The following is a 15,426-nucleotide window of genomic DNA, read 5'->3' on the forward strand; positions in this document are numbered from 1 at the left end:
CGAGGGCCGGTCAGCCTCGAGTCGAGCTCACCGACCGCCGCGAGTCGCGCCAGGAGCGCGGATCGTCACGGCGCCAGCGCCGCTCGGCGTAGCGGGAGGAGCTGAGCTGGTAGGGCACCGTGGAGATCAGCACGCCGGGCATGAAGTGCAGTCGGGCCCGGATCATCACACCAGTCTGGTTGTGCAGCGCCCGCTCCCACCAGTGGCCGACCACGTACTCCGGGATGAACACCTCGACCATGTCGCGGGGGTTCTCGCTGCGGATCCGCCGAATGTGCTCGACGAAGGGGTTGGTCACCTCGCGGAAGGGCGAGGCGATGACCTTCAGGGGGACGTCGACGTCCTCGGACTCCCAGGTCTGCAGGACCTTCTCGGTGGCGTCGGGGTCGACGTCGACCGTGACGGCCTCCAGGAAGGTCGGCACGGTGGCCTTGGCGAACTGCAGGGCCCGCATGGTCGGCTTGTTGAGGTCGGCGACCATCACCACCGCGTGCACCCTCGAGGGCAGCGCCCGGTCCGAGGAGTCCGACAGCTCCAGCTCCGCATGGACCTTGTCGTAGTGGCGTCGGATCGACTTCATCAGGGCGAAGGCTCCCACCATCGCGATGAGGGCCAGGTAGGCGCCGTGGGTGAACTTCGAGGCCAGGATGATGATGAGGACGATCCCGGTCATCACCAGGCCGACCCCGTTGATCACCCGGGAGCGCTGCCAGGTGCGCCGCTGCTCCTTGGGAGCCCTCTGGTCGGAGCGCAGCAGGCGCGTCCAGTGCCGCAGCATGCCGGTCTGGCTCACCGTGAAGGAGATGAACACCCCGACCACGTAGAGCTGGATGAGGGCGGTCACCGAGGCGTTGAAGGCCAGTACCAGCACGGCGGCGCCGACGGCCAGGGTGATGATGCCGTTGGAGTAGGCGAGCCGGTCTCCGCGGGTGTGCAGCTGGCGGGGCAGGAAGCCGTCCTTGGCCAGGATCGAGCCGAGCACCGGGAAGCCGTTGAAGGCGGTGTTCGCGGCCAGGAACAGGATGAGCATCGTGCAGATGATCATGATGTAAAAGCCGGGCCGGAAGGTGTCGAAGAAGACGGTGCGGGCCAGCTGGCCGACCACGGTGGTCTGGGCGGCCAGCGGATGACCGTCGGGACCGATGATCCGGGACCCGCCGCCGGTCCCGTCGAACATCTGGACCCCGGTCACCCGGGCCAGCACGATGATCCCCATCAGCATCGACACGGCGATCCCGCCCAGCAGGGCCAGGGTCGCCGCGGCGTTGCGGGACTTGGGCTCCCGGAAGGAGGGGACGCCGTTGGAGATCGCCTCGACTCCGGTCAGGGCGGCACATCCCGAGGAGAAGGTGCGCGCCATCAGGGCCACCATCGCCAGGCCCATCATCGAGGTGTACTTGGCCGATCCCTCCACCTGGAGTCCGGCGGTGGCGGCGCGCAGGTCCTGACCCATCAGGAAGATCCGGACCAGTCCCCAGGCCACCATCGCGCCGACGCTGATCATGAAGGCGTAGACCGGGATCGCGAAGAAGGTTCCCGACTCGCGGGTGCCGCGCAGGTTCAGGCCGGTGAGAACCACGATCACCCCGGCCGCTACCAGTCCTTCGTGGCCGTGGATGGCCGGGATCATCGCCTCGGCGTTCTGGACTCCCGAGGAGACCGACACCGCCACCGTCAGCAGGTAGTCGACCAGCAGGGCGCTGGCCACCACGAGGCCGGCATTGGGGCCGAGGTTGTCGGTGGCGACCTCGTAGTCCCCGCCTCCCGACGGGTAGGCGTGCACGGTCTGTCGGTAGGACATCACCACGACGAGCATCACGCAGGCGACCGCGATGCCGATCTTCCAGGAGAAGGCGAACCCGGCCGCCCCCGCCAGGGACAGGGTGATGAGGATCTCGTCGGGAGCGTAGGCAACGCTCGACAGCGCGTCAGAGGCGAACACGGGCAGCGCGATGCGCTTGGGCAGCAGCGTCTGGCCCAGTTCGCTGCTCTCGAGCTTGCGCCCGATGAGCAGTCTCTTCACAGCCTGCGTTACATTCACGAGCGGTCACTCTACGTCTGAGCGCCGCGGTGCAGAAGACGGGCGGTGCGACACCGCGGCCCCGACAGGGCAGAATGACACCCTGAGAGTGACGGGAGGGTCACGTGCACATCGTCATCATGGGATGCGGTCGGGTCGGTTCGAGCCTGGCCAGGTCTCTGGAGAAGCGCGGCCACAGTGTGGCGGTCATCGACCAGGAGGCGGAGTCGTTCCGTCGTCTCGGCCCGGAGTTCCGCGGCATCACGGTGCGCGGGGTGGGTTTTGACCGCACCGTTCTGGAGAAGGCCGATATCCGCAATGCGGACGGTTTCGCCGCGGTGTCCAGCGGTGACAACTCCAATGTGCTGGCCGCCCGGGTGGTCCACGAGGAGTTCGGCATCGACAACGTGGTGGCCCGGATCTACGACCAGGGTCGCGCCGAGGTCTACGAGAGACTCGGGATTCCGACCGTGGCCACCGTGCGGTGGGCCGCCGACCAGGTGTTGCGCTCCATGATGCCGGAGGGCTCCGAGCCGGCCTGGCGCGATCCCTCGGGTCAGGCCCGGTTGATCCGGGTGAACACCCACGCGGCCTGGGTGGGGATGAAGATCAGTGCGATCCAGGACCAGATCCACACCCCGCTGCCCTTCCTGCAGCGCTTCGGGACCGGCATCGTGCCCTCCCCCTCCACCCTGCTCCAGGACGGCGACGTCGTCTACGCGGCCGTCGAGGTCGAGCGGGTGCCCGAGGTCGAGCGCCTGCTCGCCGCTCCCCCGGCCCGCCGCTGAGCCGCTCCCACCTCTGAAAGGCAACTCAAATTGCGCATCGCCATCGTCGGGGCCGGCAATGTCGGCCGGTCCATCGCCCGTGAGCTCATCGCCCACGGGCACGAGATCCTTCTCATCGACCGCAATCCCCACGCCATGAACCCCGACACCGTGCCGGAGGCCGAGTGGTTGTGCGCCGACGCCTGCGAGCTGGACTCCCTGGATGAGGCCCGGCTGGACCACTGCGACGTCTCGATCTCGGCGACCGGCGACGACAAGGCCAATCTGGTGCACTCCCTGCTCGCCAAGACGGAGTTCGGGGTGCCGCGCACGGTGGCCCGGGTCAACCACCCGAGCAATGAGTGGATGTTCGACGAGGTGTGGGGGGTCGACGTCGCGGTCTCCACGCCGCGGCTGATGGCGGCACTGGTCGAGGAGGCGGTGACGGTCGGCGACCTGGTGCGGCTGTTCACCTTCCAGAAGGGCCGCGCCAACCTCGTCGAGCTCACCCTCCCCGACACGAGTCCTCGGGTCGGCGAGCGGGTCCGCGACATCCAGCTGCCCGGCGACGGGGTGCTGGTGGCGGTCATCAGGGACGGTCAGGGCCGGGTCCCCGAGCGCGACGGCGCTCTGGAGGCCGGTGACGAGCTGCTGTTCATCGTCTCGCCGAACTACGAGTCGGACCTCGTCCAGCTGCTGGCCCCCAAGGAGTAGCTGCCGGTAGTAGGTGCCAGGCCGGGCGAGGGTCCGGGGGCGCGCGCCGCTAGTCGCTCAGCAGCTGGTACCTGGGGTTGTAGATGGTCCACTGTCCGTCGTGGATGGCGATCAGGCCGTCGACGGCGAGTCTGCGGCCGGCGCGCAGCCCGGGTATCCGGCGTCTCCCCATCCACACCAGGTGGACCGAGCCGGTGCCGTCATTGAGTTCGGCCTCCAGCCAGCGGTTGGTGCCGTTCGGGTTGAGGGTGAGGACCTCGATCCTGCCCTGGATCCGCACCCGGGTGCGGGGCTGGGCGTTGGCGATGGTGCTCGCCCCGGCGTTCTGGGACTCCTTGCGCAGCTCGTCGTCGGCCAGGTCGTCGTTGGAGGCCGCGACCCGGTACAGGACCCGGCGCAGCACCCCGGGGCGTGCTCCGGGTCTGCGGGCGGGCCGGGCCATCAGGACTCCTCGGCGCGCAGCTCGTCGGGCACCTTGAGCGGAATGACGTCGCCGGGCACCCGGGGCAGCTCGTCACGGCGGACCACCAGGTTGCAGAAGAACTCCAGGAGCAGCTGGCCGGTGGCGTCCAGCTCCTCGCCCACCGCGCAGTCGCCCATCAGGACGCCGCGCAGCAGCCAACGGGGGCCCTGGGCCAGCCAGCTGCGCGACACGTGGAATCCCTGATCCCCGTCGGGTCCGGTCATCGGCACCACCCGGTGCAGCTCGGCTCCCAGCGGTCCCTGGTTGACGACCGCCTGGCCGTTCTGGGCCTCGGTTCCCTGGATCATCTCCCGGTGGACCTGGCTGATCATCTCGCCGGTGGAGGGGGCGGCGAACAGGGCCACCTCCAGGGCGTTGTTTCCGCGCACGACCAGCAGACTCTGGACCTCACCGCTGTCCTGGTCGATCTGGATCTGCATCTGCATGTCCTCGAAGGGGGTGACGATCAGCGATCCGAAGTCGATCCGCTTGATGTCGTCGGCGTCGAGGTCGACCTGGTCGATGTCGAAGGGACCGTCCTCGCGCTCCAGGTTGATGCGGTAGATGCCGTCATCCCCGTCCTGGTCGGTGCCGTCCTCCTCGGTGTCCCCATCGGCGGTCTCGTCGTCCTCGGTCTTCGCTACGTCCTCGGCGTCGGAGTCCTCCTGAGTCTCAGCGGCCACAGAGTCCGGTGTGTCCTCGGTGGACGCGGTGTCCTCGGGGGTCTCGGCGGCATCGACCTGCTCGGTCGCGACCTCGGCCTCCTTGTCGACGTCCTTGTCCTTGTTCTTCCTGCGACCGAAGATCACAACCAGGTCCTTCCGTGACGATTAACCCCGACGACGCCCAGAGCGTCACCGCAGTCTATCCACGGCTCGGCAGAGTCATGCCACACCGGTGGACCCGTACCCGGACTCCCCCCGGGATGACGGCGGAAGCTCCTCCACCGGAACGAACCGGGCCCGGACCACCGGGATGATGACGAGCTGGGCGATCCGGTCCCCGGCGTCCAGGTGGATCGGATGGCTGGGATCGGTGTTGATGAGCAGGATCCGTAGCTCCCCGCGGTACCCGGAGTCGATGGTGCCGGGGGTGTTGACGATGCTGAGTCCGGTGCGCGCCGCCAGTCCGGAGCGCGGGTTGATGAACCCGACGTACCCGTCGGGGATGGCAACCCGAACCCCGGTGGGCACCATGAGCCGCCGGCCCGGGGCCAGATCGACCTCGACGGTGGTCGACAGGTCGGCGCCGGCGTCCCCGGGCATCGCGTAGTGCGGGGCGGTGGCTCCCGCCGCCACGGTGGTCGCGATCTCGATCTCGGGGGTCATGTCGATCTGGTCGGTCACGGTGTCTCCTTCAGCGTCGATCCGGTCGGGCCGGGGTGTGCGACCGCCGGCCGATCGGCCTGGTGCAGATGGTCCTGAACGACCGCCGCGAGCTCCTGGGGGTGTCGGGTGGACAGGATCCAGGCGGGATGGGGATCGGCCGGGTCGGCCAGTCGCAGCACGACTCCGGTGGAGATCCAGGGGCGGGTGACGATGAAGGCGTCGATCTGGTGGCGGCTGTGCGTCACCGTGGCCATGGTCTGGGTGTCGCAGGCCCGCACCCGGTCGATCCACCGCCACTCGATGCGACTGCCGCCCACCGTGACGGCCTGGTCATCGGCGCGGATCCGGGTCGCCCCGGCGGCCAGCCCGGCCCACAGCGTCACGGCGAGGATGATGACGGCGGCCACCAGGCCGACCACGGGAGGGGTCCAGGCCGCCACCGCAATCGCGATGGAGACCGCGAAGAGACCGGCGATGAGCCACCACGGCCAGGACATCGACAGGCGTTCTGTGTAGTGAGAAGACATCACGGGGGAGGCTCAGGCCTCCGCACCTCCCTGTCCGGAGTTCGGGTCGACGGTGAAGGCAAGGACACTCGGGAACTGGTGAGCAGCCCGACGATGACCATGGTGGCACGTGGACCCCCATAGGATGGCCCCATGAGTTCTGACACGCTGTTCTGGAAGATCTACGCCGGGCTCGCCGGCGCTGTCACCACCCTGGCCGCCCAGAAGGCGGTGTCGCTGCTGTGGCGCACCGTCACCGGTGATGACGAGCCCCCGGTTTCCGAGGATCTGGAGGTCTCGACCGGCAAGGCACTCAGCTGGATGGTGGCCAGCGGGATCGGCGTCGCCGCCAGCCAGCTGCTCGTGAGCCGGGCTATCCGACGCCAGCAGCTGAACCGCAGCGTCTCCCACTGACTCTCCGACCACTGCGCCCACCCCGCCGGGGCGGACCGGGTCAGACGCAGTCGACGCAGTAGGACAGCCCGTCGCGGACCTCTGCCAGCTGGGAACGTCCCTTCACCAGGAAGCAGGAGGCGCAGGTGAACTCCCCGGACTGCCGGGGAAGCACCCGCACGGTGAGCTCCTCGTGGGAGAGGTCGGCTCCGGGAAGCTCGAAGGCCTCGGCCGCCTCGGTCTCGTCCTCATCGACCTTTCCGGAGTTCGAGTCGTTGCGGCGATTCTTGAGTTCCTCGATGGAGTCCTCATTGGGATCGTCATCGGTCTTGCGCGGGGCGTCATAATCTGTCGCCATAGTTGCCCTCCCGTAGCGAACTGGGTGCCTTGTGATCGGTGCGACAGCACGCAATGGGCTGTATCGAGGTGTCCACCGGTCGATGTTCGGCCCCATGTGTATCACACTGTGCAGCATGGTCCCCGACCACCGTGGTTCTCCCCGGTCCCGGGGGCCGTTGCAGGGACCGGGAATCAACCCTCGACCAGTGCGGAGCAGCCCCGGAAAAGGTGCCCGACCGGTGGCGCGCCGGTAGAGTGCCCGCAGAGCACGTGTCGACAAGCAGGAACCCCCGGGACACGGCTCCCCCGGGAGGGAAGGACTGAGGATGGACAGCGCACTGAGCCCCCGGGAGATCCAGTCGAGGATCCGCTCCGGGGCCAGCGTGGACGACGTCGCCGCCGAGGCGGGCGTGCCCACTGAGCAGGTGGAACCCTTCGCCGTCCCGGTGATCGCCGAGCTCGCCCACATCGTCGAGACCGCCATGGGCGCCCCGGTGAGACGGCACGCGGATCCCGGATCGCACCGTTCGCTGGGTTCGGTCGTCGAGCAGGTGTGCCGGTCCCACGACCTGGACCAGAGTGAGCTCTCCTGGCGCTGCTGGCGCCATCCCGACCGCACCTGGGCGCTGCTGGCCACCTGGCAGGGTGAGCCCGGCCCCGGAGAGGGGCAGGCCACCTTCAAGTTCGATCTGCGCGGCCGCTACTCCACCCCGCAGGACGCCGGTGCGCGCTGGCTGGTGGACGACCGCACCGCCCTGGTCGATCCCGACCAGGATCCCGAGGATCCCGACCAGGAGCCCACCATCGATCTCAACGATGAGCTCGCGATCGTCCGCGCCGTCAGCGACCGACCCCGCCGGCGCCCCGGCAACCGCCGCACCACCCGCGCCGCCACCGAGCGGGTCGCCGGGTCGCCGGCCGCTGCGCCGGGCAGCACCGAACAGGCGAGCTCCGGTGAGACATCTGCCGCGGGCCACGGCGACCGGCACCGCGATCCCGCCCCCGAACCGCAGGTCGAGCTGCCGACACTGCCAGGAATGACCGCCACCAACGGCGTCTACGACTTCGTTCCGAGCACCGACCACCAGATGGACACCCTCTACGAGGTGCTGGCCGGATTCCAGGAGGACTCGGTCAACGTCTACGAGGGTCTCGACTCGCCCCCGGTGGCCGACACCGGCGCGGAGGCGGCCGGTGGCCAGCCGACACAGGGCACCGGCGACGCGGGTGACGATCGCCCCGACGACCAGTCCGGTACCGGCTCGTCGGACCCGGGCTCCTCGAGCAGGGAGCAGTCGAGCACAGAACCGTCGAGCAGGGAACCCGCCGACACGGGCAGGCCGGGCAACGGCCGGGGCGCCGGTGCCGAGCCCTCCGGCGACGAGCACTCCGACTCCGAACAGCAGGAGTCGCAGCTCGAGGAGGGGTCCGGGGGCAGGTCGACGAAGCCCGGGGGACGCCGTGGCCGCCGCGGAGGTCACAGCAAGAGGGCATCGGTGCCCAGTTGGGACGAGATCATGTTCGGTGGCCCCACTCCTCATCTGTGACCCAGCCACCCCTCACCTGTGAACCGGCCGTCCGGTCGACAGCAGCCGGGCAGGTCCTCACCAGGTCGGCGTGCCAACCATCTGCCATCTCATCGGGATGGCCATCTCCGCGCGGCTGAGTGAGCCGTGCATGCCCACCAGTCCCAGCTCCTGGGGGGCTCGCCGGGTCATCACCGCCCAGTCACTCCTCATCGCGACCAGGACGTCGCCGACCCGGTTGCGCAGGGTCGGGTCCCAGTCGCCGAACAGGCCCTGCTCGATCGCCCGGTCCGCGGTGAGGACCACGGCCCGGTCCGCCAGGATCTCGGTCCAGCGCCGGGCCACCTCCAGGGGGTTTCGAGTGTAGATCTGGCGGAATCGTGGCTCTCCCCCGATGTCGTCGACCTCGGCCGTCAGCTGGGGCTCGTCCTCCACGACCAGACGGTGCGCGGCGGGGACGTCGATCATCCCGTGGTCGGCGGTGACCACCAGCACGGTGCCCGGTTCGAGTCCCTCGCACAGTGCCTGGACCAGTTCATCGACCCAGTTGAGACGGCGACTCCAGGCCGATGACTCGCACCCCCGGCCGTGGCCGACATGATCCAGCGACCGTTCGTAGACGTAGCACAGGGACCTCTCGCCGGTTCCCGATCCCTGGCCGGCGAGCTCCACCCGCAGATCGATGTCCTCCTCGTCGTCGACTCCCAGGAACTGCGGCCCGCGCAGCGAGGCCCGGGTCAGGCCGGACCCCTCGAATCGGCGGGGACCCACCGAGGTCACCGCCACGCCGGCACCGGCCAGTCGCTGGAAGGCGGTGCGGTGGGGCTGGACGACCGCGGGATCGTCACCGCCCTGCCAGCTCAGGGCGTTCATCATCCGGCCACCCACCGGGGAGCGGAAGGTGTATCCCATGATCCCGTGGCACCCGGGCTGGCTGCCGGTTCCCAGACAGCTCAGCGAGGTCGCGGTGGTCGAGGGGACCGCACAGGTGACCGGCACCGGGCAGCGCTCCAGGGAGTCGAGCTGGGGGGCCAGCCGACGATGCCGGTCCAGCAGCTGCTCCCCCATTCCGTCGACCAGCAGGACGACGTAGCGGCGGGCCTCAGGCAGGCCGAAGGGATCCTGGTCGAACAGCTCCATGCCAGCGGTGTCAGGATCGGCAGATCCGGGATCTGCGCGGCCGGAGGTCAGGTGGGAGCCGATCGCCGGGACCAGCTGGGCCAGTGTCGTGGCGCCGTGGCGCGGCAGCAGGAACTCGTCGGGCCAACAGGTGGCGGGCACGGATCCGGAGGTGGACACGGGTACGGGCACGAGCTCGACTCCTTCTCAGGCCCGCATGGATGCGGGACGATCGGGACCACTATGCCACCGGGACGCCGGTGGATTCTCGGGCGTGTGCTCAGGAGCCGGAGGAATGAGGGGTGTCCTGCACTAGGGTCGGCATCATGACGAACCGCCCTTTCATCGGTGCCCGGGTGGAAGAGGCCCTCACTCGTCGCCTGAACCGGATCGTGGGTCGGCGCGGCTGGATCACCAAGGTGATCCCGTACTTCGGTTACGGCTCCCAGACCGGGATCCGGATCCTCGCCCGGGTGGTGACGGCCCCTCCGTTGGGACGCACCGTGCTGGGCCGGGTCGCCGAGGACTTCCTGGGTCAGCGCGGCTGGCGCAACTTCCTCCAGGTTCCGGCTCCCGGCGCCGAGGTGTCCCTCATCCTGGCCGGGGAGAGGATGGCCCTGCACGCCGATCGGAACGGCTACATCGACCTGCGGGTCGCCAACCCTGGCCTGGCACCGGGATGGCACGAGTTGAGGCTTGACGGCCCCGACTCCTGCTCGGCGCGGGCCCGGGTCCTGGTGGTGGCCCCCGAGGAGACCTTCGGGATCATCTCCGACATCGACGACACGGTGATCGCCACCTTCCTGCCGCGGTCCCTCATCGCGGCCTGGAACTCCTTCGTCCGCACCGAGCAGGCCCGACAGTCGGTGCCGGGAATGGCGAGGATGTATCAGCGGCTGCTCGCCGAGCACCCGAGCGCACCGGTGGTCTACGTCTCGACCGGGGCCTGGAACACCTATCCCTTCCTCACCCGGTTCCTGGCCCGCCACGGGTACCCGACCGGTCCTCTGCTACTCACCGACTGGGGGCCCACCAACACCGGCTGGTTCCGCTCCGGACCCGAGCACAAGAGGGCCGCACTGCGCGAGCTCGCCCGGGACTTCCCGCACATCCGGTGGGTGCTGGTCGGCGACGACGGCCAGCACGACGTCGACCTGTACACCGAGCTCGACGAGGGGCGGCCCGGACATGTCCGGGCCATCGCGATCCGCGAGCTGTCGCCGGCCCAGCAGGTGCTGGCGCACGGGGCGGCAACCGCCCTGGAGCGCGGGTCCCGGTCCGGCTGGGGCCACGGGTCGGCGCCGCTGGTGAGGGCCGCCGACGGAGACCAGTTGTATCCCCGGCTGCGTGAGACTCTCGCCAGGACCAGCCGCTGCGAGGACGACGCCGCGGAGGGTCGGCAGAGCGACTGAGGCCTCGATCCGGTAGCGTGGTGGGGCCCCTCAGCTGGCCCTGGAGCGGGGACGGGCGCACACTGGTGCCGCCACCCGCCGGACCGTACGAGCGATGTGACGATGTCAGGGACGTGAGGAGTACAGGGAATCGATGGCCAGGTCGACCGTGGATGACGACTTCACCGAGAACATCATCGACGTGGACGTCTCGAGCGAGATGGAGAACAGCTACCTCGAGTACGCCTACTCGGTGATCTACTCGCGCGCCCTGCCCGACGCCCGGGACGGGCTCAAACCGGTGCAGCGTCGCATCCTCTACAGCATGGGCGACATGGGGGTGCGCCCCGACCGGCCGCACGTCAAGTCCGCGAGAGTGGTCGGCCAGGTGATGGGCCAGCTGCACCCGCACGGCGACTCGGCCATCTACGACGCCCTGGTGAGAATGGCCCAGCCGTGGGCGATGCGACTGCCGCTGGTCGACGGGCACGGAAACTTCGGCGCCCTGGACGCCGGGCCGGCGGCGATGAGGTACACCGAGTGCCGGATGGCCCCCTCGGCCCAGGCGATGATCGAGGGACTCGACGAGGACACCGTCGACTTCGTGCCGAACTACGACGGCAAGGAGACCGAGCCGGGTGTGCTGCCGTCGGCCTTCCCGAACCTGCTCGTCAACGGCGCCTCGGGGATCGCGGTGGGGATGGCCACCAACATCCCGACCCACAACCTCGTCGAGGTGGTGGCGGCACTGCGCCACCTGCTGGTCCACCCGGATGCCGATCTGGACACCATGATGCGGTTCATCCCGGGGCCCGACATGCCCACCGGTGGACGGATCGTGGGCCTCGACGGGATCCGCGACGCCTACGCCACCGGCCGGGGCACCTTCCGGATCCGCGCCACCACCTCCATCGAGCGGGTCTCCCCGCGACGGATGGGGATCGTCGTCACCGAGCTGCCCTACATGGTCGGTCCGGAGAAGATCATCGACCAGATCAAGACCCTGGTGCAGTCCAAGCGGATCTCCGGCATCGCCGACGTCAAGGACCTCACCGACCTGGCCAACGGCACCCGTCTGGTCATCGAGGTCAAGAACGGGATCAACGCCGAGGCGATGCTGTCGCGGCTCTACCGGCTCACCAAGCTCGAGGACACCTTCGCGGTCAACGCGGTGGCCCTGGTCCAGGGGCAGCCGCGGACCCTCGGGCTGCTGGACCTGCTGCACATCTACCTCGAGCACCGCCTGGAGGTCACCCTCCGACGCACGACATTCCGGCTGCACAAGGCCAAGGACCGGCTCCATTTGGTCGAGGGGCTGCTCACCGCGATCGTCGACATCGACGACGTCATCGCCATCATCCGGTCCTCCCAGGATGCCTCCGAGGCCCGCACCCGGCTGATCGAGGCCTTCGATCTCGACGAGATCCAGGCCAACTACATCCTCGACATGCAGCTGCGGCGTCTCACCCGCTACTCCACCATTGAGCTGGAGTCCGAGCGCGACGACCTGCTGGCCGAGATCGACAAGCTCACCGTCATCGCCACCGACGACCGCCAGCTCCGCAAGGTGGTCTCCCGCGAGCTGGCGGCGGTCTCCAAGACCTTCGGCACCCCGCGGCGCACCGTCCTGCTCGGCTCGGCGGGATCGGCGGCCGGTGCCGAGGAGCCCCTCGAGGTGCCCGACTCCCCCAGCTGGGTGCTGCTGTCGTCCACCGGACGACTGGCCCGCGTCGACACCGATGAACCGCTGGCCTGGCAGGGTCCGCGCGCCCGCCACGACGCCATCGCCTCGACCGCCCTCAGCAGTACCCGGGGCGAGTTCGGGGTCCTCACTTCCGCGGGACGGTTGATCCGCGCCCGCACCATCGACCTGGTGAGCCTGCCGGCCACCGCCACGGCACCGTCCCTGGCCGGAGGCAGCCCGGTGGACGAGCTGGTGGATCTGGCGGCCGAGGAACGCGTGATCGGCGTCACCAGCCTGTCGGGGGACGGGCCCTCCCTGGCCCTGGGAACCCGCAACGGTCTGGTCAAGCGGGTCAACCCCGAGCTGCCCACCGGCGACTCGTGGGAGGTCATCACCCTCAAGGACGGTGACGAGGTGGTCGGCGTCGCCGAGTGCGAGGACCCGGAGGCGCAGCTGTGCTTCGTCACCTCCGATGCCCACCTGCTGCACTACCGCGCCGGCCTTGTGCGCCCCCAGGGTCGGAAGGGATCGGGGATCGCCGGCATCCGGGCCTCCTGTCCGGTGATCTTCTTCGGGGCGGTGGCTCCCCGCCACGCCGTGGTGGTGACGGTGGCGGCGGCCGCCGCCGACCAGCTCGACGGGCCGGCCACCTCGGTGAAGGTCACGGATCTGTCCGAGTACCCCGCCAAGGGCCGGGGCACGGCCGGGGTGCGCTGCCACCGCTTCCTGTCCTCCGAGACCGTCCTGGCGCTGGCCTGGGTCGGGTCCGAGCCGGCGGTCGCCTGCACCTCCGACGGCAGTCCGGTCGAGTTGCCCACCGAGCGGGGACGCCGTGATGGGTCGGGTGACCGCACAGCCGCGCCGGTGGTTGCGGTGGCCAGTAGACGTCATGGCCCGGCCTCAGACGTCGAGTGCCCCGTTTCCCCCAGCACCGCTCCTCCGGCCTCCGCGGCCCCCGTCTCCGGGGGGCCGTCGCAGTCTGAGGGGACCGCAGGCACCGATCCCGAGTCCAGGCCCGGACCGGACCGTCGGAATCGCGAGGACGGCTCGGGGACCGACTCCGGGCAGCCCGAGTTGTTCGACTGATCGCGGTCCCGGCGGCCCTGTCAACGGTCCAGCCGCACCATGTCACAGCGTGACAGTGGCCCTGACTTCGGTAGTGTCTGGCCCATGGCATTCACCGATCTCCTCGAGGGCAATGCGCGTTACAGCGCCGGTTTCACGGAGAAGGGCGTCCCGGGAAGAGCCGCACGAGGGGTGGCCGTGGTCACCTGTATGGACTCGAGGCTGGATCCTCTGGCAATGCTCGACCTCAAGGTCGGAGATGCGAAAGTGCTGCGTACGGCCGGTGGTCGAGTGACTCTCGACGTGCTCACCGCCCTGGTGGTCGGGGTCCATCTTCTCGGGGTGACCCGGATCATGGTGATCGCCCACACCAGATGTGCGATGGCGTCAGGGGATGACACTCAGATTGCCGGGGCGATCGAGGCTGCCGACGGGACGAACGTCCACGGCATGCGGATCGGCGCCACCACCGACCAGCTCACCGCCCTCCATTTCGACGTCGATCAGCTGCGGTCGAACCCACTGATCTCCGCCGAGACCGCAGGGTTCATGTACGACGTCGACACAGGCGCCATCACCCAGGTCAACTGACCCCAGCACAGGAGGAGAGATGACGAGCAACAACCAGGGGCCAAGCTCCCCGTGGGACCCGAACTCCGGCCAGCAGAACTGGGGCCAGGGCGGCCAGCAGCGGGATCCGCAGCACCCGCCGCAGAACTGGGGATCAGCCAACCAACCTCCTCAGGGCGCTCAGGGGCCGCAGTCCCCCCAGAGCTGGGGATCGGCCAACCAGCCGCCCCAGGGTCCGCAGTCCCCGCAGAACTGGGGGTCGGCCAACCAGTCGCCCCAGCAGAACTGGGGCCAGCAGGCTCCCTATGACGGTTCGACCCAGACCTGGCCGGCCTCCGGCTCGGACCCCAACTCTCCCAACTCCGGGAACTGGAGCGGCCAGCAGCCCTGGGCCCAGCAGCCCGGACAGGGCGGTGGTGGCCCCACCGGCCCCCATGGCTCCCGCAAGGGGATCGGGATAGGGATCGCCATCGTGGCCGTCGTCCTGGTGGCCGCGGTCGGACTGGCCTTCTTCCTGGTGAACCGGAACAAGGACGGTGGCGAGCAGGCTCAGGGCGGGTCCACCTCCTCGGCGAGCACGGACTCCGGCTCCCAACCGATCAAGACCATCGACGACCCGAAGGCCGCCGTCCAGGACTACTTCGACGCCGTCATGAAGGGCGATCCCAAGCGGGCCCTCAGCTATGGCCGCAGCAGCCCCTCGGGCTCCTCGAAGTACCTCACCGCCGAGGTGATGAAGGCCGCCCAGAAGCAGAACCCGATCAAGAACCTCACCGTCGATGCGACCTCTGACTCCGACTTCAGCTCCTCGGTCAATGTGTCCTATGACATCGGCAGCGAGTCGGTGACCAGCACCCTGCGGCTGTCCCGCACGGACAAGGGCGGCCACTGGCAGATGTCGCAGGCCGCCGCGAATGTGGATCTGAGCCGGATCGGTGGCGACGAGATCACCATCAACGACATGCCGGTCTCGGCCTCCAGGATCGCCCTGTTCCCCGGCGGCTACACCTTCCAGTCGGGCAATGACTACATCCAGTACGGCGACGACGACTCGACCCTCTACGTCAAGGAGCCGTCCAGCTACGTCTCCACCTATGACATGGCTCCGGCGCTCACGGCCAAGGGACTGAGCACCTACCGCTCCCTGGTCAAGGAGAGCCTCAACGCCTGCCTGGCCTCGAACAAGATCCGGCCGACCGGGTGCCCGTTCTACTCCCCAAGCACCACCACCTCCGGAAGCTCCATCGTGGAGAACTCGGTGCAGTACTCCACCACCCAGGCCTCCAACATCGACACCCTCGTGCCGAGGCTCGCCCCCGGAACGATGCAGGCCAGCGGCTCGCTGTACCTGTACGTCAAGGTGACCGCGAAGACCCGCAGCTCCAGCGGGTCCACCGGTCAGGCCAGCGGTTCGGCCGGGACCGCCAGCACCCGACCCACCGTGGACTTCAGCGCTGACAAGCCGGTCGCCAGCTGGCCGGCCTCCTGATCGCGCCGCGCTGATCTGTGGCGCCGATGCCCCCGGAACCGATCGGTTCCGG

General features: G+C 69.2%; 14 protein-coding genes and 1 pseudogene. 8 read left to right on the forward strand and 7 right to left on the reverse strand.

Features of this window, described 5'->3' with window-relative positions; translation table 11 throughout:
* Window positions 1–10 precede the first annotated feature (10 nt).
* Window positions 11–2,041 (reverse strand): APC family permease, encoded by a 2,031-nt coding sequence (locus tag FEZ32_RS12030; protein ID WP_028703000.1) that lies wholly within the window; start codon window positions 2,039–2,041, stop codon window positions 11–13.
* Window positions 2,042–2,160: 119 nt separating this feature from the next.
* Here FEZ32_RS12030 and FEZ32_RS12035 point away from each other — a divergent pair, with 119 nt between their 5' ends.
* Both FEZ32_RS12035 and FEZ32_RS12040 read left to right on the forward strand, forming a co-directional pair.
* Window positions 2,161–2,808 carry a potassium channel family protein gene (locus FEZ32_RS12035; protein WP_051238286.1) on the forward strand — a complete coding sequence of 216 codons (648 nt, stop codon included), beginning with the start codon at window positions 2,161–2,163 and terminating at the stop codon, window positions 2,806–2,808.
* 30 nt (window positions 2,809–2,838) lie between these two features.
* Window positions 2,839–3,501, forward strand: a complete 663-nt coding sequence (locus FEZ32_RS12040) for a potassium channel family protein (RefSeq protein WP_028702998.1) — start codon at window positions 2,839–2,841, stop codon at window positions 3,499–3,501.
* Window positions 3,502–3,550: 49 nt separating this feature from the next.
* Here FEZ32_RS12040 and FEZ32_RS12045 read toward each other — a convergent pair whose 3' ends face one another.
* The 4 genes from FEZ32_RS12045 to FEZ32_RS12060 form a co-directional block, all read right to left on the reverse strand.
* Entirely contained in the window at window positions 3,551–3,943 is a 393-nt protein-coding gene (locus tag FEZ32_RS12045) for an OB-fold nucleic acid binding domain-containing protein (protein ID WP_051238270.1), read from the reverse strand.
* A complete protein-coding gene (locus tag FEZ32_RS12050) occupies window positions 3,943–4,773 on the reverse strand; it encodes a DUF3710 domain-containing protein (protein ID WP_338028424.1) in 831 nt (276 codons plus the stop codon). Before FEZ32_RS12050 ends, FEZ32_RS12045 begins: the two co-directional genes overlap by 1 nt.
* A 75-nt stretch (window positions 4,774–4,848) precedes the next feature.
* Entirely contained in the window at window positions 4,849–5,292 is a 444-nt protein-coding gene (gene dut, locus FEZ32_RS12055; protein WP_036981517.1) for a dUTP diphosphatase, read from the reverse strand.
* A 14-nt stretch (window positions 5,293–5,306) separates the two neighbouring features.
* Window positions 5,307–5,819, reverse strand: a complete 513-nt coding sequence (locus FEZ32_RS12060; RefSeq protein WP_097798912.1) for a DUF3093 domain-containing protein — start codon at window positions 5,817–5,819, stop codon at window positions 5,307–5,309.
* Between the two features lie 132 nt (window positions 5,820–5,951).
* Between FEZ32_RS12060 and FEZ32_RS12065 the strand changes: the two genes are divergently transcribed.
* Complete coding sequence (locus FEZ32_RS12065; RefSeq protein WP_028702993.1) at window positions 5,952–6,212, forward strand: DUF4235 domain-containing protein; 261 nt, start codon at window positions 5,952–5,954, stop codon at window positions 6,210–6,212.
* A 40-nt stretch (window positions 6,213–6,252) separates the two neighbouring features.
* Here the strand turns inward: FEZ32_RS12065 and FEZ32_RS12070 are convergent, their stop codons facing one another.
* Window positions 6,253–6,549, reverse strand: coding sequence for a DUF4193 domain-containing protein (locus FEZ32_RS12070; protein WP_028702992.1), 297 nt, complete (start codon window positions 6,547–6,549; stop codon window positions 6,253–6,255).
* Window positions 6,550–6,856: 307 nt separating this feature from the next.
* Between FEZ32_RS12070 and sepH the strand changes: the two are divergent.
* Window positions 6,857–7,465: pseudogene (gene sepH / locus FEZ32_RS14155) on the forward strand (septation protein SepH); the annotation flags it as partial.
* Window positions 7,466–8,134: 669 nt separating this feature from the next.
* Here sepH and FEZ32_RS12080 read toward each other — a convergent pair.
* Complete coding sequence (locus tag FEZ32_RS12080) at window positions 8,135–9,307, reverse strand: alkaline phosphatase family protein (RefSeq protein WP_244937993.1); 1,173 nt, start codon at window positions 9,305–9,307, stop codon at window positions 8,135–8,137.
* 194 nt (window positions 9,308–9,501) lie between these two features.
* Here FEZ32_RS12080 and FEZ32_RS12085 point away from each other — a divergent pair, with 194 nt between their 5' ends.
* The 4 genes from FEZ32_RS12085 (at window position 9,502) to FEZ32_RS12100 (ending at window position 15,374) form a co-directional block, all read left to right on the forward strand.
* Window positions 9,502–10,587, forward strand: a complete 1,086-nt coding sequence (locus FEZ32_RS12085; RefSeq protein ID WP_097798915.1) for an App1 family protein — start codon at window positions 9,502–9,504, stop codon at window positions 10,585–10,587.
* A 133-nt stretch (window positions 10,588–10,720) separates the two neighbouring features.
* A complete protein-coding gene (locus FEZ32_RS12090; protein ID WP_138680686.1) occupies window positions 10,721–13,336 on the forward strand; it encodes a DNA gyrase/topoisomerase IV subunit A in 2,616 nt (871 codons plus the stop codon).
* Between the two features lie 84 nt (window positions 13,337–13,420).
* On the forward strand, window positions 13,421–13,906 hold the full coding sequence (locus tag FEZ32_RS12095) for a beta-class carbonic anhydrase (protein WP_138680687.1): 486 nt from the start codon (window positions 13,421–13,423) through the stop codon (window positions 13,904–13,906).
* A 19-nt stretch (window positions 13,907–13,925) separates the two neighbouring features.
* A complete protein-coding gene (locus FEZ32_RS12100; RefSeq protein WP_097827855.1) occupies window positions 13,926–15,374 on the forward strand; it encodes a hypothetical protein in 1,449 nt (482 codons plus the stop codon).
* Window positions 15,375–15,426 lie beyond the last annotated feature (52 nt).

It is taken from the genome of Acidipropionibacterium jensenii (genome assembly GCF_005890135.1).
Taxonomy (GTDB): Bacteria; Actinomycetota; Actinomycetes; order Propionibacteriales; family Propionibacteriaceae; genus Acidipropionibacterium; species Acidipropionibacterium jensenii.

Bases quoted from the DNA above. Each gene is read 5' to 3' on its own strand.
- FEZ32_RS12035 (WP_051238286.1), top strand. From the start codon at position 2,161: ATGGGATGCGGTCGGGTCGGTTCGAGCCTGGCCAGGTCTCTGGAGAAG.
- FEZ32_RS12045 (WP_051238270.1), bottom strand. From the start codon at position 3,943: ATGGCCCGGCCCGCCCGCAGACCCGGAGCACGCCCCGGGGTGCTGCGC.
- dut (WP_036981517.1), bottom strand. From the start codon at position 5,292: ATGACCCCCGAGATCGAGATCGCGACCACCGTGGCGGCGGGAGCCACC.
- FEZ32_RS12060 (WP_097798912.1), bottom strand. From the start codon at position 5,819: ATGTCTTCTCACTACACAGAACGCCTGTCGATGTCCTGGCCGTGGTGG.
- FEZ32_RS12065 (WP_028702993.1), top strand. From the start codon at position 5,952: ATGAGTTCTGACACGCTGTTCTGGAAGATCTACGCCGGGCTCGCCGGC.
- FEZ32_RS12070 (WP_028702992.1), bottom strand. From the start codon at position 6,549: ATGGCGACAGATTATGACGCCCCGCGCAAGACCGATGACGATCCCAAT.
- FEZ32_RS12085 (WP_097798915.1), top strand. From the start codon at position 9,502: ATGACGAACCGCCCTTTCATCGGTGCCCGGGTGGAAGAGGCCCTCACT.
- FEZ32_RS12090 (WP_138680686.1), top strand. From the start codon at position 10,721: ATGGCCAGGTCGACCGTGGATGACGACTTCACCGAGAACATCATCGAC.
- FEZ32_RS12095 (WP_138680687.1), top strand. From the start codon at position 13,421: ATGGCATTCACCGATCTCCTCGAGGGCAATGCGCGTTACAGCGCCGGT.
- FEZ32_RS12100 (WP_097827855.1), top strand. From the start codon at position 13,926: ATGACGAGCAACAACCAGGGGCCAAGCTCCCCGTGGGACCCGAACTCC.